Raw genomic sequence first — 16741 nt, 5'->3', positions numbered from 1 at the left:
ATTTCTCGCTTCCATTGAGTTCTGAGGCGGTCGAGGGATGGGGCGACCGGTCCCGCCGCATGGTAAGTGGGGCCCGTCGGCGACCGTGAACGAGCCTACGCGTGCGGTCCCGTTTCGTTCACGGCGGCGGTAATTCACTCATCCGTGGCGTCTGATCCATGTTTCCCCCGTCAACTGTGGAGAGCTGCGTCACACTCCCTGCAATCACGCAAGGGAGCAACGTACCCCTTTGCATCATCTCCACAGATCCTTCCGGCGGCCCACGCGCGGGGAGGACCCATTGAGGGGGGAAGTCGTATGAGCACACACGGACTCCGGGGCGGCAGAACGGCGGGGGCGCTGCCGGCCGTGACGCTGCTGGCCACGGCGCTGCTCGCGTCGGCCGTCCCGGCGGGCCCGGTCGCGGCGGCCGAACCGGCGCCGCGGATCGACCTGACCGTCCTGGTGGTGGACGACGGCGGCGGCGCGGTCGGGGCCATCACCTCCGAACTGAAGGGCTCCGGCGTCCCGTTCCGCACGGTCCGCCTCGGCGACCCGGGGCGCCCGGTCATCACCGCCGCGTTCCTCGCCGACACCGTCGGCGGCCGGCCCCGCGCCAAGTTCCAGGGCGTCGTCCTGCCCGACGAGGCGCCGCAGGGCCTGGCCGAGGCGGAGCGCGCCGCCCTCACCGCGTACGAGGCGAAGTACGCCGTCCCGCAGGTCGACGCCTACACCTGGGCCCACCCCGGCGTCGGCCTCGACTACACCAGCGACGGCGGCCGGGCCGGCGTCCTCGACGGCGTCCGCACCGATGTCACCGCCGCCGGGAAGGCGGGGCCCTTCGGCTACCTCGACGGGCCGCTGGTCTTCGAGGACAACGCCCCCGCCGTCAGCGAGAGTTACGGCTACGCCGGGCGCCCCCGCGAGGGCTTCACCAGCTACCTGGACGTCCCCGTCGAGGGCGGCGGGCGGGCCAGCCTCGTCGGGCAGTACGCCCGCGACGGCCGCCGCGAACTGGTCGTCACGTTCGCCTACAACCAGCACCAGCGGCAGTTCCGCGCCCTGGCCCGGGGCATCGTGGAGTGGCTGACCGACGGCGTCCACCTCGGCCAGAACCGCAACTACTTCTCCGTCCACGTCGACGACGTCTTCGCCCCCGACGCCCGCTGGGACACCGAACGCAACTGCACCCCCGGCGACATCGACTGCGCCGACGGCCAGGGCGACACCACCCCGCCGATCCGGATGACGGTGGCCGACGCCCAGTACGCCGCCCAGTGGCAGCGCTCCGCCGGCTTCACCCTCGACATGGTCTACAACGCCGGCTCCGGCGAGGAGTGGAAGACCGAGAACGGCGGCACCGACCCGCTCACCGCGCAACTGGTGGCCGACCGCGCCCAGTACCGCTGGGTCAACCACACCTACACCCACCCCTTCCTCGGCTGCGTCCAGGACACCTCCACCGTCCCGTGGACCTGCGCCAAGGACGCCGCCGGCCGGACCCGCTACATGTCCCGCGCCGAGATCGCCGCCCAGATCCGTGACAACCACAACTGGGCCACCGCCCGGGGCATCCCCGTCGACCGCACCGAACTGGTCACCGGCGAGCACTCCGGCCTGAAGACCCTGCCGCAGCAGCCGGACGACAACCCCCACCTCGCGGGCGCCCTCGCCGACACCGGCGTCAAGTGGATCGCGAGCGACAACTCCCGCGAGCCCCAGCAGCGCGCCGTCGGCGCCGCGAAGACCGTCCCGCGCCACCCGATGAACGTGTACTACAACGTCGGCACCGCCGCCGAGATGGCCGACGAGTACAACTGGATCTACACCTCCCGGGCCGACGGCGGCAGCGGCGTCTGCGAGACCAACCCCGCCTCCACCTGCCTCGACGAGCCGCTCGACACCGCCACCGGCTTCGCCGCGTACATCGTCCCGCAGGAGGCCCGCATCGCGCTCGGCCACATCGTCGCCAACGACCCCCGCCCGCACTACGTCCACCAGTCCAACATGGCCGAGGACCGCCTCCTCTACCCCGTCCTGGACCGGATCCTGGCCGACTACCGCGCCCTGTTCGCCGACAACACCCCGCTGGTCAACCCCCGCCACCGCGACGCCGGTACGGAGATGACCCGCCGCGCCGCCTGGGACAAGGCCCTCGCCGAGGGCAAGGTCACCGCGTACCGCATCGGCGACAAGGTCACCGTCAAGGCACCCGCCGGCGTCACCGCCCCCGTCACCGCCCCCGAGGGCACCCGCAAGAACCTGCTGCTCGGCACGGCCGCGTTCGGCACCCCGTACGCCGGTGCCCGCTCCGCCTGGACCGCACCCGAGGTGCTCCAGTCCGCGATCACCCTCACACTGCCTCGCGCCTGACCGCACCACTATCGGGGGGAACACCCACATGCCGAGCAGTGGCCGCCATGTCACCATGCTCACCGAAGGCACCTATCCGCATGTCCACGGAGGCGTCAGCACCTGGTGCGACCAGCTCGTCCGGGGCATGCCCGAGGTCGACTTCCAGGTCCTCGCCCTCACCGGCAGCGGCCGCGAACCGGTCACCTGGGAGCTGCCGCCCAACCTGTACCGCCACACCTCGTTCCCCCTGTGGGGGCCGGCTCCCCGGCGGGGCCGGCCCCTCATCGGGCGGGAGCGGCGCCATGTCACCGACACCGTCGAACGCCTCCTGCTGGCGATGCTCGACCCGGCGGCGGGCCACGACTTCGCCGGCGGCCTGTACGCCCTGGCGGAACTCGCCCGCCGCGGGCGGCTGTCCGCGGCCCTCCGCTCCGAAGCCGTCCTCCGCACCCTCATGGCGGTGTGGACCCGGCCCCACCTCCCGACGGCCGCGGCCCGGCCCACCGTCCACGACGCCCTGACCGCCACCGACCTGCTGGAACACGCGCTGCGCCCGCTCGCCGCCCGGATACCGGACGACTGCGTCGCCCACGCCGTCTCCAGCGGTCTCGCCACCCTCCCCGCGCTCGCCGCCCAGCACTTCGACGGCGTGCCCTTCCTCCTCACCGAGCACGGCATCTACCTGCGCGAGCGCTACCTGGGCTACCGCAGCGCCGCCCAGCGCTGGCCCGTCAAGGCCCTGATGCTCGGCTTCTACCGGGAGCTGAACACCCTCGGCTACCGCAAGGCCGACCTCATCACCCCCTGCAACCAGTACAACCGCCGCTGGGAGGAGCGCGGCGGCGCACCCGCCGACCGCATCCGCACCGTCTACAACGGCGTCGACCCCGGTGCCTTCCCCCTCGCCGGGCCCGAACCGGACGTCCCCACCCTCAGCTGGTGCGGCCGGATCGACCCCATCAAGGACCTGGAGACGCTCGTCCGGGCGTATGCCGTCGCCCGCGCCGAACTGCCCGCCCTGCGGCTGCGCTTGTTCGGCCCCGTCCCGGCCGGCAACGAGGACTACCGGACGAGACTGGAGAAGCTCGCCGCCGAACTGGGCGTCACCGACGGCATCACCTACGAGGGCCGCGTCTCCGACGTGGCGAGCGCCTACGCCGCCGGCAGCCTGGTGGTGCTCTCCTCCATCAGCGAAGGGTTCCCCTTCTCCCTGATCGAGGCCATGTCCTGCGGCCGGGCCACCGTCTCCACCGACGTCGGCGGGGTACGGGAGGCGGTCGGCGACACCGGGCTGGTGGTACCGCCCCGGGAGCCCGCCGTACTGGCCGAGGCGCTGCTGACCCTCCTCCGCGACGACGAGCGGCGCGCCGCGCTCGGCCGCCGCGCCCGGCAGCGGGTCGTCGACCAGTTCACCCTGCGCCGCTCCGTCGACGGCTTCCGCCGCATCTACCGGGAGCTGGCCGGACACCCCGACCCGGCGCCCTCCGTGGACGAGATCCGCGACTGGACGCTCCAGCTCCGCATCACCGACCCCTGGCGCGACCTCACCGCCGACGACGACCCGGCCGCCGGCCGGGTCGCCCGGGAGGCGGCCTGATGAGCGGCTCCCTGTGGCTCAAGGAGGAGTCCGCCGGGCTCGACGCCCTGCCCGCCGTCCCCCGCCCCCGGCCCTCCTGGGCCGCCCCCGACCCGGTCGACGAACTGACCGGCCGGCTGGAGGAGGTGATAGCGGCGGCCGTCCACCCCGACGAGATCGCCGCCGTCCTGGAGTCCGACGGCCTGACGGACGACCACATACGCCTCACCTACGGCAGGGACAGCTCCTTCGAACTGGCCGAGGACCTCTACGCGCGCGTGGAGCGGACATTCCCCGAACCGGACGGCCCGCCCACCGGGCTCTGGCACACCGGCCTGGGCGACTGCCTGCTGCGCGGACTGGTCTTCGCCCTGCCCGGCCTCGCCTACGTCCTCGGCGCCCCGCTGCTGGCCGGCCCCACCGGCCCGCCCGGCCTGCCCCCCGGCACGGTCCCGCTGCTGGCCGGCGCGGTCACCGGCTGGGTGTGGAACCAGGCGCTGTCCCACCGGGCGTACTCCTGGCTGGGGCTCGGCGACCGCCGGGCCGCCGCGCTGAGCCTGCTGCGCGGCGCCCCCGCCGGGGCCCTGCTCGGCGCGCTGGTGGCCTTCGCCGCGGCGGCCGGACCGGGGGAGTGGGGCGGCGCCCTGTTCGCCGCCGGCCAGGCGGTGTACCTGGCCGCCGCCACCGTGCTGCTGGTCCTGCACCGCGAGCGGGCACTGCTGTGCGCCCTCGCGCCCCTGGTCGCCGGCACCCCGGCCGCCGCGCTGCTCGGGCTGCCCGGCGCCGCCCGGGTGGTCCTCCTCGGCACGTCCCTGGCGCTGGCCGTGGCCCTCGCCGGGCGGGCGCTGCTGCCCGCGACGGCGCCCCCCGCCCCCGGTGACGGTGCGTCCGGTGCGGGCGGCCCCCGGTTCGCCGCGTCCCTGCCGTACGGCCTGTTCGGGCTCGGCACCGGCGGGCTCGTGCTGTACGCGGCGATCGGCGAGGTCCTGGCCGGCGGGGCGGGTGCCGCGGCGGCCGGCCCGACCGCCGTGGCGCTCACCCTGTCCATGGGGCCCGCCGAATGGCTGCTGTACCGGTTCCGCGCCGAGAGCCTCGCCGGGCTGCGCGCCTCCACCAGCCCGGGCGCCTTCCGGCGGGCGAGCGCCGGGGCGCTGGCGCTGTGCCTGTCGGTGTACCTGGCGGTGCTGCTGGCCCTCGCCGTGACCGGCACCCTGCTGTGGCCGGGCGCCCCGGACCTCGGCGGGACGCGGCTGGTGGCGCTGCTGCTGATCGGTACGGTGCTCTGGTCCGCCCTGCTGCTCCAGGCGTTCGGCGCGGCGCTCGCGGCGGGCCTGGTGTGCGGGGCGGCGGCCGGGGCGCAGACGGTGGCCCTGGCGACCGGCACGGGCGACCCGGCGACGGCCGGCGCGGTGGTGGCCGGGACGGCCGCCGTGGTGCTGACCGCCCTGGGCGCGGTCCTCCTCGGCCGGGCCACCGCGCACCGTGTGTGACGACCGAAGCGACCCGAAGGACCCGCCCGTGGAACTGCTGGTGCCCTACTACGAGCACCCCTCCCTCCGCCCCGCCGAGTGGGACGCGCTGATTGCCGCCGCGCCCCGGCTGTACGGGGTCGTGGTCAACCCGGCGAGCGGCGCCGGCGACGCCCCCGACCCCGCGTTCGCCGCCGTGGCCCGCCGGCTGCGCGCGGCCGGGACGCGGGTCCTCGGCTATACCGACACCGACTACGGCCGCCGCCCGCACGCCGCCGTCGTCACCGACCTGGTCCGCCACCGCGACTGGTACGGCGCCGACGGCGCGTTCTTCGACCAGGTGCCCACCGAACCGGGCGCGGCCGGGCACTACCGGCGCCTCGGGGTGGCGGCCCGCGCGGCCGGGGCGGCCACCGTGGTGCTCAACCACGGGGCGGCGCCGGACCCCGCGTACGACACCCTCGCCGACCTCCTGGTCACCTTCGAGGGCCCCTGGGAGACCTACCGGACCGCGAAGGCGCCGGCCGCCGGGCACCACTGCCACCTGGTGTACGCCGCCCCGGCGAGTGCACGCCTTTCCACCCGGGTGGGGTGCGCCGTGCCCGGCACCGGGGCACATCCGTGGGGAACCCTCCCGCACGCCCTGGAGTGCCCGTGATCCGCCGCGTACCGCTCCTCCTGGCCGCCCTGGTGCTGCTGCTGGCCGGCTGCACCACCGCCTCCGACGACGACGCCCCGCCCCCCTCCGCCTCCCCCTCCCCGCCCCGCGCGGGCCGCTGGCAGCCCGAGCCGGGCCAGACCTGGCAGTGGCAGCTCAGCGGCAGACTCGACCTGTCCGTGGACGTCCCGGTGTACGACATCGACGGCTTCGACCACCCGGCCTCCACCGTCGCCGACCTGCACCGGCGCGGCCGGAAGGCGATCTGCTACATCTCCGCCGGGGCGTGGGAGGACTGGCGTCCGGACGCCGCGAAGTTCCCCCGCGCGGTGCTCGGCCGGGGGAACGGCTGGGACGGCGAGAAGTGGCTCGACATCCGCCGCACCGACGTCCTCGGCCCGCTGATGGCGGCCCGCTTCGACATGTGCCGCGACAAGGGCTTCGACGCGGTGGAGCCGGACAACATGGACGGCTACGCCAACCGCACCGGCTTCCCGCTCACCGCCGCCGACCAGCTCCGCTACAACCGGCTCGTCGCCCGCCTCGCGCACGAGCGCGGCCTCGCGGTGGGCCTCAAGAACGACCTGGACCAGATCCCCCAGCTGCTGGACGACTTCGACTTCGCCGTCAACGAGCAGTGCGCCGAGTACGACGAGTGCGCCGCCCTGAGCCCCTTCATCGAGGCGGGGAAGGCCGTCTTCCACGTGGAGTACGAACTCCAGACCCGGGAGTTCTGCCCGGAGGCCCGCCGCCTGGGCCTCAGCTCCATGCTGAAGCGGTACGACCTGGGGGCCTGGCGCCGCCCCTGCTGAGCCCGCCCGGGGCGCCGGGGCTCAGCCGGCCGCCAGGACCACCAGCACCGCCGTGGCGGCCGTCTCCTCCACGGCACCGAACACATCGCCCGTCACCCCGCCGAGGCGCCGCACACAGCGGGCCAGCAGCCCCTGCGCCGCCGCCAGCCCCAGCAGCGCCGCCAGGACGTGGTGGCCCGCCCCCCACGGGCCGTCCGCCGCCGCGCCCAGCCCGGCCGCGCCCGCCAGCACCAGCACCGTCACCACCAGCGCCGGACGCACCGGGACGGTGCCCGCGACGGCGGCGCCCAGCCCCTCGGGGCGGGCCGCCGGGACGGAGGCGCGGGAGGCGAGGGTGAGCGCCAGCCGGGCCACCGCGCCGGCGGTGACGGCCCCGGCCGCGCCGTACGCCCAGCCGCGCTCCGCGCCGTACAGCCCGTACAGCGCCGCCACCTGGGCGAGCAGCGCGAACAGCAGGGTGATCACCCCGAACGGGCCGATGTCCGACTGCTTCATGATCCGCAGCGCGTCCCCGGCGGGCTTCCCGCTGCCGAGCCCGTCCGCCGTGTCGGCGAGCCCGTCCAGGTGCAGGCCCCGGGTCAGCACGGCGGGCACGGCGACCGCGGCCACCGCGGCGAGCAGCGGCCCCGCCCCGGCCGCCAGCAGCAGCCCCCCGGCCGCCGCCGCGGCCAGCCCCACCACCAGGCCGGCCAGCGGCGCCGCGAGCATCCCGCCGCGCGCCGCCGCACGGTCCCAGCGGGTCACCCGTACGGGCAGCACGGTCAGGGTGCCGAAGGCGAAACGCAGGCCGTCGACGCTCGTACGGGCGCGGGTACGCGTGCGGGAAGTGCTCACCGCGCGCAGGGTAGTCGGTAGACGGCGAGATCCTGGAGCGGGTGGCATGGGGCACTGGTTCTACCGCAACATCGTCGAGCCGGGGAAGCTGCCTCTGCTCGTCGCCCTCGCGTCCTTCGTGCTGACCTTCCTCGTCACGCGCACGGTCACCCGGATGATCCGGGCCGGCCGGGGGCCCTTCCGCAACATCCGGCCCGGCGGGCTGCACATCCACCATGTGGTGCCCGGTGTGGTCCTCACGATGATCGGCGGGTTCGGCGGGGTCGCGGTCGGCGGCCACGACATCGGCGCCTTCGCCTTCGCGCTGCTCCTGGGGATGGGCGCGGGGCTGGTGCTCGACGAGTTCGCCCTGATCCTGCACCTGGACGACGTGTACTGGACCGAGCAGGGCCGCCAGAGCGTGGAGGTGGTGGTCCTCACCACCGCGCTGCTCCTGCTGGTCCTCGGCGGCTTCTCCCCGTTCGGGGTGGACGAGCTGAGCGCGGAGGAGCGCCAGGACCGCCGGGCGTTCCTGCTGTCGGTGGCCCTGAACTTCGGGCTGGTGCTCATCACCCTGTTCAAGGGCAAGTTCCGGATGGCGATCATCGGCCTGTTCCTGTCTCCGGTCGCCATCGTCGGGGCGGTGCGCCTGGCCCGGCCGGGCTCCCTGTGGGCGCGCCGGCTGTACCGCAACCGGCCACGCGCGCGTGCCCGCGCCGGGCTGCGGGCCTTCCACCACGACCAGCGCTGGGACCGGGCCCGGCGGCGCTTTCAGGACCTGATCGCCGGCGCGCCCGACCGCGTACTGCCCTCGCGCCGCCCGCCGGAGCCCCCGCCCGGCCTCCCGCCGTCCGGTCGCCCGCCGTCCGGTCTGCCGCCTTCCGGCCTCCCGCCGTCCGGCGACGCCCCCGACGGGGACACGCCCCCCGGTCCGCCGCCCGGCCGTCGCTGACGCCAGGAGGACACGGCGCACAGCAGCAGGGCCGCCGCGACGGCCGCCAGGTGCTCCTTGCCCGCCAGGTTCGGCTTGACCAGCACCTCCACCACCATCGCCACGACCACCAGGGCCCCGGTGCACCAGGCCCGGTGGCGGTGGCAGACCACCACCGCGAGGCCCACCACGGCGGCCGACGGGCCGGTGTCCACGACCTGCGCGTCCGACGCGGGCAGCCCCAGCCCCAGGGGCGCGCCGGGCCCCAGCGCGATGCCCACGCGCGCGTACAGGGTGCCGGCGAGCGTCGCGGCGTAGGCGACCAGCAGGGTCCGGCGCCGGCCCAGGACGATCTCGGCGATCCCGAACACCAGCAGGATCTGCGCCAGCGCGCCCCACACCGGCAGGTCCAGGGCGGGCACGAACAACGACAGCGGGGTGCGCAGCAGCGCCACCCAGAGCGGGTCCTCGGCCCGTACGGCACCGATCCGCTGGACCGGTTCATAGCCCCAGGGCTGGTTCTGCACCACCTGGAAGGCGGCCGTCAGGCACACCGCACCCAGCGTCAGGGCGACCGCACGCCCCTTCCGGGCGACCAGGGCGGTCCGCACGGCGGCGTACAGCTCCCCCCACTCCCGCCGGGCGAACCTCCGCACCGCCCCCGCCGTCAACGCCGTCTGCCTTCCAGATGCCGGTACAGGAACCTGGGCAGCCCGGGGGCCTGGAGGAACCCCTCCGCACGGCCCGCGGCGAGCCCGATGCGCAGCAGGTCGGAACTCTTCTCGAAGAGCATGAAACGCGGCTCCCAGATCGGTCGGTACTTGGCGTTGGCGCGGTACAGCGACTCGATCTGCCACCAGCGGGAGAAGAAGCTCAGCAAGGACCGCCACAGTCGCAGCACGGGACCCGCCCCGAGCCTCGCGCCACGTTCGAAGACCGACCTGAACATGGCGAAGTTCAGTGAGACCTGAGTGATCCCGATCTCTCCGGCGCGCCGGAGCAGTTCGATGACCATGTACTCCGTCAGGCCGTTCTCGGCGTCCCGGTCGCGCCGCATCAGGTCGAGCGACAGCCCCTCGGGCCCCCACGGCACGAAGGACAGCAGCGCGCGCGGCACCCCGTCGGCGTCGGAGCACTCCAGCATCACGCAGCGCCCGTCCGCGGGGTCGCCGAGCCGCCCCAGCGCCATGGAGAAGCCCCGCTCGGTGGCGCCGTCGCGCCAGTCGTCGGCCCGCTCCAGCAGCGCCGCCATCTCGTCGGCGGGGATGTCCTCGTGGCGCCGGACACGCACCTCGTACCCGGCGCGCTTCACCCGGTTGTACGCCTGGCGGACGGTGCGCATGGCCCGCCCGTCGAGCGTGAACTCGGCCGTCTCGACGATCGCCTCGTCCCCCAGCTCCAGGGCGTCCAGGCCGTGCCGGGCGTAGACGGTGCCCGCCTCCTCGCTCGCACCCATCACCGCCGGGACCCAGCCGTGCTCCCGCGCCTCAGCGAGCCACGGCGCGATCGCCCCGGGCCACGCCTCCGGGTCGCCGACCGGGTCGCCGGAGGCCAGCGAGACGCCGCCGACGACGCGGTAGGTGACGGCCGCCTTCCGGCTGGGCGACCACACCACGCTCTTCTCGCGGCGCAGCGCGAAGTAGCCGAGCGAGTCGCGCTCCCCGTACCGCTCCAGCAGCGCGCGCAGGTCCGCCTCGTCCCGCTCGCCGAGCGGGTCGGTGGCCCGGCGGGAGCGGAACGCGGCGTACAGCACCGACACGAACAGCACCGTCGACATGATGTTGACGAGGACGTCGACCCAGCCGGGCGTGACGATGTCCGGTGAAGTGTCGGTGGCGAGGGTGACCAGGCGCAGGACGCCGTAGCGCCACCGCTCGGCGAAGGTGGAGGGCGTGGTGTCGGTCGCGGTGACCAGCAGGGCGGCGAGCAGCGAGGTGACCAGCAGCCCGCCGACGGCGACCACCGTGGCGAGCAGCGGGTTGGAGCGGTCGCCCTTGGCGTAGAACTCCTTGCGGCCCAGCAGCAGCGCCAGCACGAACCCGGCGGTCAGCACCAGCGAGATCCAGTTCTGCGCGTGCTGCCGGACCTCGGGGAACGCCATGGCGAAGGCGAACAGCAGCAGGAACAGCCCCGACAGCACCAGGTTCAGGATCCACGCGGCGCGCTTGCGGCGGCGCATGGTGATGGCCAGGAACAGCGTGAACGCGGCGGAGGCGAAGCCCGCGGTGAGCAGGTACGGGGTGAAGTAGTCGTCCGTGTTGTGGCGGCGCAGGTCCTGGCCGAAGGAGACCCACACCGCGCCCAGCAGATTGACGCAGGTGACGAGCCGCAGGTACCAGACGGCGCAGGCGGCGGCGCGCCGGGCGGGTCCGTCAGCCGACCGAACATCTCCCATGAAAATTGATCATATGGGGCATTGCGGGACCTGGCCGGTCCAGTGCGGCCGCCACCCGGACGGTGACGGCCGCACCCCCGGTCAGTCCTTTTCCGGCAGCTCGGCCGCGAGCGCCGCGGCGGCCTGCACCAGCGGCAGGGCCAGCAGCGCCCCCGCCCCCTCGCCCACGGTGACGCCGTGGTCCAGCAGCGGATCGAGCGCCATCCGGTCCAGCGCCTTCGACTGCGCCGGCTCCCCGCTCACCTGGCCCGCCAGCCACCAGTCCGGGGCCCGGAACGCCGCCCGCTGCGCCACCAGCGCGCACGCCGCCGACACCACACCGTCCAGGATCACCGGCATCCGCCGCACCGCCGACTGCAGCAGGAAACCCGTCGTCGCCGCCAGGTCCGCCCCGCCGACCGCCGCCAGCAGCTCCAGCTGGTCGCCCAGGACCGGCCGGGCCCGCCGCAGCGCGTCCCGGACCGCCGCGCACTTGCGCATCCACGCCAGGTCGTCGATCCCCGCACCGCCCCGGCCGGTCACCACCGAGGCGTCGGTGCCGCACAGGGCGGCGATCAGCGTGGCCGCCGGGGTGGTGCCGCCCACGCTCAGGTCGCCCAGGACGACCAGGTCGGTGCCCGCGTCGGCCTCCTCGTCGGCGATCGCCATACCGAGCCGTACGGCCGCCTCCGCCTCCTCCGGCGTCAGCGCGTCCTCGATGTCGATACGGCCGCTGCCGCGCCGCACCCGGTGCCGCACCACATCGGCGGGCAGCAGCTCCGGGTCGCAGTCCACCCCGGCGTCCACCACCCGCACCGGCACGCCCGCCCGCCGTGCCAGCACCGCCACCGGGCTCGACCCGTCCAGCACGGCGCGCACCAGGTCGCAGGCGCCCCCGGCGGGCCGCCCGGACACGCCGAGCGCCGCCACCCCGTGGTCGCCCGCGAACAGCACCACACGCGGCTGCTCCACCGGCCGCACCGGCACGGCCCCCTGGGCGGCCGACAGCCACTCGCCCAGCTCGTCGAGACGCCCGAGCGCGCCCGGTGGCACGGTGAGGCGCTCCCGGCGTTCCTCGGCGTCACGCCGCGTACCGCTGTCGGGGCGCTCGATCAGATCGGAGAAGTCGTCGAGATTCAGCCTGCTCATTCGCTGAACAGTACCGGTCACCCCCGCAGCACGAGGGCCTGCCCGGCGACCACCAGCAGGACCTGCTCGCACTCCCCGGCGAGCGCCGCGTTGAGCCGCCCCAGCTCGTCGCGGAAGCGCCTGCTGCCCGCGTCGGCGGGCACGATCCCCGCCCCCACCTCGTTGGTCACCGCCACGACGGTACGGGAGGTGGAACGCACCGCCGCCACCAGCTCCGCCACCCGCTCCCGCAGCTCCCGCCCGCCGGACGCGGCCCACGTGGCGTCGTCCCACGCGCCGACCCGGTCCATGGCGTCGGTCAGCCACAGCGACAGGCAGTCGACCAGCAGCGGCGGCCCGTCCGCGGCCAGCAGCGGCACCAGGTCGCACGTCTCCTCGGTACGCCACGACGCGGGGCGCCGGTCGCGGTGGGCGGTCACCCGCTCCGCCCACTCGGTGTCGCCGTTCCGGGCCCCGCCCGTGGCGACGTACAGCACCTCCGGGAACGCCTCCAGGCGCCGCTCCGCCTCCACGGACTTGCCCGACCGCGCCCCGCCGGTCACCAGCGTGCGCCGGGGCACCACCGGCACCGCGCGGGCGTCGCCCGCCCGGAGCGTCGACCCGTCCGGCACCGCCCGCGCCCCCGCCGCGGCCAGCCGCCGGTCCAGCTCGCGGCCCCCCGGCACATCGTGGTCCAGGTGCGCGGCGACCACGTCCGTCGCCGGGCCCACACCGCCGGCGGCCCGGAGGCGGGCCAGGGCGTCCGGCCGGCCGGTGACGTCGGCGACCACCATGTCGTACGGCCGCCTCCCCCCGGCCACCCCCGCCGGCGCGCCCCCCGGCGGCAGGTACAGCAGCCGCCGGCCCTCCAGCGACGTCACCTCGTACCCGGTGCCGGGCGCGTCCATGGGGACGGCCCGCACCCGGTGCCCGCTGATCAGGGTCAGCTCCCGCCCGTCCGGCACCCGCCCGGCGGCCGGCAGCCCGGCGGGCAGCTCCACGGGCGGACCGTCGTGCGGATGGGTCAGCAGCACCTGCCGCACGCCGGTCAGCGCGTGCCCGGCCCGGGCGGCGGCCTGCGCCGCACCGGGCGTCAGGTCCAGCAGCAGCGCCCCGTCCACGAGCAGCGCCGTCGCGGCCCGCGCGTGGGCGCCCCGGGCGGTCGCGCACACGGCGCAGGGGCAGTCGGGGCGGGGGAGCCCCTCGGGGGCGCCGGTTCCGAGCAGAGTCACTTCCACGGGACGATCCTCCCGCGTCCCCGCGCGGGGTGCTCGCCCGGCTACGCTGCGGGCAGGAACCCGATCACCTGGAGGCCCACATGGCATGGACGTGGCGATTCGAGCGGTCCGACGGCACCGAGGTCCAGCCGGCGGTCGTGCCGGAGGAGTTCACCACCCAGGGGGACGCGGAATCGTGGATCGGTGAGATCTGGAAGGACCTGAAGGAGGGGGGCGCGGACCAGGTCGTGCTGTTCGAGGACGAGACGAAGATCTACGGCCCGATGAGCCTCCACGGGGAAGACGCCTAGTTCCCCGCCCAGGCCCCGCCCGGTCCGCGGGCGGGGCCACGCCCCACCACCCCGAGTACGGCGTACGCCGGGGCCACGCCCCACCACCGCGAACCGCCCCCCGCCGGTCAGATCTCGCCGAGCGTGACCCGGGCCGTCAGCGAGCGCCCGCCCCGGGTGTACGCGACCGTGACCTCGTCGCCCGGTTTCGCCGGGGCCAGGGCCTCCAGCAGGGAGGTCATCGTGGTGATGGGGGTGTCGTCGATCCGGGTGATGATGTCGCCCGGCTTCAGCCCCGCCTCCGCCGCCCCGCCGCCCGGGGTCGCCTCGACCACCGCGACGCCGCCCGGCCGGTAGTCGTCGGTCAGCACGGTCCGGCCGGTGATGTTCAGCGCCGCCCGCCCCGAGTCGGTGACCCGGCCCGTCCGGACGATCTGGTCGGCGACCGTCCGCACCATGGAGACGGGGATGGCGAACCCGATGCCGGGCACCGCGCTGCCGCCCAGGCGCGGGTCGGCCGCCGCCAGCGTCGGGATGCCGATGACCTCGCTGTCCAGATTGACCAGCGCGCCCCCGCTGTTGCCGGGGTTGATCGCCGCCGAGGTCTGCACCATGTTGCCGATGGTCGCGCCCGTGCCCCCGCCGGCCCGGCTCTCGCTGACCGTGCGGCCCGTCGCGGAGACGATGCCCTGGGTGACGCTGCCCGACAGCCCGAGCGGGGAGCCCATGGCCAGGACGATCTGCCCGACCTCCACGTCGGAGGAGTCGCCGAGGACGGCGGGCTTCAGCCCCTCGGGCGGCCGGTCCAGCCGGACGACCGCGAGGTCCTGCTCCGGGTAGCTGGAGACCAGCTTGGCGGTCAGCGGCTCCTCGCCCGTCGCCACGGTCACCCGGAAGTCCTTCTCCTGGCCCACGACATGGGCGTTGGTGACGATGTGCCCCCGGTCGTCGTACACCACCCCCGACCCCACGGTGTCCCGGGCGTCGATCTGCACGACCGAGGGCAGTACGTTCCGGATGGCGTCGCGGTAGTCGTCCTCCAGCTCGGCGGCCCGCCCCGCCGTCGCCACCCCGTGCCGGTCGGCGGCGGCCGGGCTTCCGGCGGGCCGGGGACCGGCCGCGCAGCCGCTCACCAGGACCGCCCCGCAGACCACGGCGGCCACCAGGGCGGGGGAGGTCGGGGGCGTACGCACACGAGGGGCATCCATGTCCGGAGTATCCCTTTCGCCCCGCACCGGGGGCGCCCGCTGCGCACCCGATCAGGGGTCACCCCACCGCCGTACGCCGACGCCTCACCCCGCCGTGGCCGTCAGGAACTGCGTCGCCGCCAGCTCCCCGTACAGCGGGTCGGCCGCCACCAGCTCCGCGTGCGTCCCCACCGCCCGCACCCGCCCGGCGTCCATCACCACGATCCGGTCCGCCAGCGTCACGGTCGACAGCCGGTGCGCCACCACCAGCACCGTCACCTCGCGGGCCACCTCCGCCACCACGTCCCGCAGGGCCATCTCGTTGACCGCGTCCAGCTGCGACGTCGCCTCGTCCAGCAGCAGCAGCCTCGGCCTGCGCAGCAGCGCCCGCGCGATGGCGACCCGCTGCCGCTCACCGCCCGACAGCTTGGACCCCCGGTGCCCCACCGGTGTCTCCAGCCCCTCCGGCAGCCGCTCCACCAGCGCGTCCAGCCGCGCCCGTACCAGCACCTCCCGGATCTGCTCCTCGGTCGCGTCCGGGGCGCCGAAGCAGAGGTTCTCGCGCAGCGTCCCCGCCAGCACCGGGGCGTCCTGCTCCACGTACCCGATGGCCGCCCGCAGCTCGGCCAGCGGCCAGTCCCGTACGTCCCTGCCGTCCACCAGCACCCGGCCGCCGGACACCTCGTAGAACCGCTCGATCAGGCCGAACACCGTCGTCTTGCCCGCGCCCGACGGACCGACGAACGCGGTCATGCCCGCGCCCGGCACCTCGAAGGTCACCCCGTGGTGGACGGGCGGCAGGTCGTCGCGGTAGCGGAAGGCGACGTCCTCGAAGGCGACGGACGCGGGCGCCCCGTCCCGGGCGCCGCCCAGGGCGCCGGCCGGCGCGCCGGTGTCCTCCGCCGCCAGCCGCTCGGCCTCCACGATCCGGGCCACGGCCGCCGACCCGACCTGGTACTCGGTGGCCGCCGACACCAGCTTGGATATCGGCTCCGTCAGATAGAAGAGGTACAGCAGGAAGGCCACCAGGTCCGCCACCGAGATCGCGCCCGACGCCACCCGCGCCCCGCCGATGCCCAGCACCGCCAGGAACGACACCTGGACCGCCAGCCCCACCGAAGACCCCGACACCGCCTGCCACTTGGCCGACTTCAGCCCCTGCCGCCACGCCTCCACCGCCGCGGCGTCCACGACGGCGGCCTCGCGCTCCTCCGCACCCGACGCCTTCACCGTGCGGAAGGCGCCGAAGACCCGCTCCAGCCGCGCCGATATCTCCGCGACCGCCTCCTGGGACCGCTTGGTGGCCCGCGAGATACGGGGCATCACCAGCGCCACGGCGCCGCCGATGAGCACGATCACCCCGAGCGTGACGCCCAGGAGCACCGTGTCCATCACGGCCATCATCACCAGGGTGGCCAGGAACGCGAGCCCGCCCGTCACGGCCGAGACGATCGAGTCGGTGGTCACGGCCCGCAGCAGGGTGGTGTCGGAGGTGATCCGCGACATCAGGTCGCCTGGCTGGGTCCGCTCCACCTCCGGCAGCCGCAGCCGCAGCAGCCTGCCGATCAGGGTGCGGCGGGCGGCGAGCACCACCGACTCGGCGGTGCGCTCCAGGACGTACGCCCCGAACGACTCGATCGCGGTGCCCAGTACGACCAGCGCGGTCAGCGCCAGCAGCACCTGGCCGACGGGCTCGTCCTGGCCGAGGCGCTCCACCAGCGCCCGGGCCGCCAGCGGCTGGAGGATGCCGGTGGCCGCGCCGATCAGCGCCAGCAGGGTGCCGAAGGCGACCGTCCATCGGTGCGGCCGGAAGTGCCGGTACAGGGCCCGCCAGGTTTCGCGGGCCGGCAACGTGGGGGTGTCGTGGTCCGTGTCCGTGATGCTCACGTCGGAAGAAGACGCGAAAAGCCCCACTTCACCTGATCATCGGATCACCGGATCACCGGATCACC

13 protein-coding genes and 1 pseudogene are annotated in these 16741 nt (G+C 75.1%); 7 read left to right on the top strand and 7 right to left on the bottom strand.

Annotation, left to right across the window (positions count from 1 at the left end; all coding sequences use genetic code 11):
* Positions 1–297: 297 nt before the first annotated feature.
* From ACF08D_RS07225 to ACF08D_RS07205, 5 genes are read left to right on the top strand one after another with little or no spacing between them, the layout of a single operon-like run.
* The gene (locus tag ACF08D_RS07225; protein WP_392221558.1) at positions 298–2352 is read left to right on the top strand and encodes a hypothetical protein; all 2055 of its coding nucleotides are present in this window, start codon (positions 298–300) and stop codon (positions 2350–2352) included.
* Between the two features lie 28 nt (positions 2353–2380).
* Positions 2381–3931 carry a GT4 family glycosyltransferase PelF gene (gene pelF / locus ACF08D_RS07220; protein ID WP_392221557.1) on the top strand — a complete coding sequence of 517 codons (1551 nt, stop codon included), beginning with the start codon at positions 2381–2383 and terminating at the stop codon, positions 3929–3931.
* Positions 3931–5400, top strand: a complete 1470-nt coding sequence (locus tag ACF08D_RS07215) for a hypothetical protein (RefSeq protein WP_392221556.1) — start codon at positions 3931–3933, stop codon at positions 5398–5400. Before pelF ends, ACF08D_RS07215 begins: the two co-directional genes overlap by 1 nt.
* Positions 5401–5428: 28 nt before the next feature.
* Positions 5429–6037, top strand: coding sequence for a spherulation-specific family 4 protein (locus ACF08D_RS07210; RefSeq protein WP_392221555.1), 609 nt, complete (start codon positions 5429–5431; stop codon positions 6035–6037).
* Positions 6037–6849, top strand: coding sequence for an endo alpha-1,4 polygalactosaminidase (locus ACF08D_RS07205; RefSeq protein ID WP_392222330.1), 813 nt, complete (start codon positions 6037–6039; stop codon positions 6847–6849). Before ACF08D_RS07210 ends, ACF08D_RS07205 begins: the two co-directional genes overlap by 1 nt.
* 21 nt (positions 6850–6870) lie before the next feature.
* On the opposite strand, the gene ACF08D_RS07200 is transcribed toward ACF08D_RS07205, so the two are convergent.
* The gene (locus ACF08D_RS07200; RefSeq protein ID WP_392222329.1) at positions 6871–7692 is read right to left on the bottom strand and encodes an adenosylcobinamide-GDP ribazoletransferase; all 822 of its coding nucleotides are present in this window, start codon (positions 7690–7692) and stop codon (positions 6871–6873) included.
* Between the two features lie 37 nt (positions 7693–7729).
* Here ACF08D_RS07200 and ACF08D_RS07195 point away from each other — a divergent pair, with 37 nt between their 5' ends.
* Positions 7730–8614 carry a hypothetical protein gene (locus ACF08D_RS07195; RefSeq protein ID WP_392221554.1) on the top strand — a complete coding sequence of 295 codons (885 nt, stop codon included), beginning with the start codon at positions 7730–7732 and terminating at the stop codon, positions 8612–8614.
* Here the strand turns inward: ACF08D_RS07195 and ACF08D_RS07190 are convergent.
* From ACF08D_RS07190 to ACF08D_RS07175, 4 genes and pseudogenes are all read right to left on the bottom strand, one after another.
* Positions 8548–9264: pseudogene (locus tag ACF08D_RS07190) on the bottom strand (hypothetical protein); the annotation flags it as partial. The gene ACF08D_RS07195 and the pseudogene ACF08D_RS07190 overlap by 67 nt on opposite strands.
* Positions 9261–10988, bottom strand: coding sequence for a phosphatidylglycerol lysyltransferase domain-containing protein (locus ACF08D_RS07185; RefSeq protein WP_392221553.1), 1728 nt, complete (start codon positions 10986–10988; stop codon positions 9261–9263). The gene ACF08D_RS07185 and the pseudogene ACF08D_RS07190, both read right to left, overlap by 4 nt.
* An 81-nt stretch (positions 10989–11069) precedes the next feature.
* Positions 11070–12116, bottom strand: a complete 1047-nt coding sequence (cobT, locus tag ACF08D_RS07180) for a nicotinate-nucleotide--dimethylbenzimidazole phosphoribosyltransferase (protein WP_392221552.1) — start codon at positions 12114–12116, stop codon at positions 11070–11072.
* Positions 12117–12133: 17 nt separating this feature from the next.
* Entirely contained in the window at positions 12134–13333 is a 1200-nt protein-coding gene (locus ACF08D_RS07175) for a bifunctional adenosylcobinamide kinase/adenosylcobinamide-phosphate guanylyltransferase (RefSeq protein ID WP_392221551.1), read from the bottom strand.
* 80 nt (positions 13334–13413) lie between these two features.
* Here ACF08D_RS07175 and ACF08D_RS07170 point away from each other — a divergent pair, with 80 nt between their 5' ends.
* The gene (locus ACF08D_RS07170; RefSeq protein WP_392221550.1) at positions 13414–13623 is read left to right on the top strand and encodes a hypothetical protein; all 210 of its coding nucleotides are present in this window, start codon (positions 13414–13416) and stop codon (positions 13621–13623) included.
* Between the two features lie 107 nt (positions 13624–13730).
* On the opposite strand, the gene ACF08D_RS07165 is transcribed toward ACF08D_RS07170, so the two are convergent.
* Together ACF08D_RS07165 and ACF08D_RS07160 are read right to left on the bottom strand one after the other, a co-directional pair.
* On the bottom strand, positions 13731–14810 hold the full coding sequence (locus tag ACF08D_RS07165; RefSeq protein WP_392221549.1) for a S1C family serine protease: 1080 nt from the start codon (positions 14808–14810) through the stop codon (positions 13731–13733).
* 84 nt (positions 14811–14894) lie between these two features.
* On the bottom strand, positions 14895–16676 hold the full coding sequence (locus tag ACF08D_RS07160; RefSeq protein ID WP_392221548.1) for an ABC transporter ATP-binding protein: 1782 nt from the start codon (positions 16674–16676) through the stop codon (positions 14895–14897).
* Positions 16677–16741 lie beyond the last annotated feature (65 nt).

Source organism: Streptomyces sp. NPDC015131, from assembly GCF_043079975.1.
Classification (GTDB): Bacteria; Actinomycetota; Actinomycetes; order Streptomycetales; family Streptomycetaceae; genus Streptomyces.
The sequence above is the reverse complement of the archived record's forward strand: the minus strand, read 5'-3'. Positions and strand labels throughout refer to the sequence as shown.

Bases quoted from the DNA above. Each gene is read 5' to 3' on its own strand.
- ACF08D_RS07225 (WP_392221558.1), top strand. From the start codon at position 298: ATGAGCACACACGGACTCCGGGGCGGCAGAACGGCGGGGGCGCTGCCG.
- pelF (WP_392221557.1), top strand. From the start codon at position 2,381: ATGCCGAGCAGTGGCCGCCATGTCACCATGCTCACCGAAGGCACCTAT.
- ACF08D_RS07215 (WP_392221556.1), top strand. From the start codon at position 3,931: ATGAGCGGCTCCCTGTGGCTCAAGGAGGAGTCCGCCGGGCTCGACGCC.
- ACF08D_RS07195 (WP_392221554.1), top strand. From the start codon at position 7,730: ATGGGGCACTGGTTCTACCGCAACATCGTCGAGCCGGGGAAGCTGCCT.
- ACF08D_RS07185 (WP_392221553.1), bottom strand. From the start codon at position 10,988: ATGGGAGATGTTCGGTCGGCTGACGGACCCGCCCGGCGCGCCGCCGCC.
- cobT (WP_392221552.1), bottom strand. From the start codon at position 12,116: ATGAGCAGGCTGAATCTCGACGACTTCTCCGATCTGATCGAGCGCCCC.
- ACF08D_RS07170 (WP_392221550.1), top strand. From the start codon at position 13,414: ATGGCATGGACGTGGCGATTCGAGCGGTCCGACGGCACCGAGGTCCAG.
- ACF08D_RS07165 (WP_392221549.1), bottom strand. From the start codon at position 14,810: ATGGATGCCCCTCGTGTGCGTACGCCCCCGACCTCCCCCGCCCTGGTG.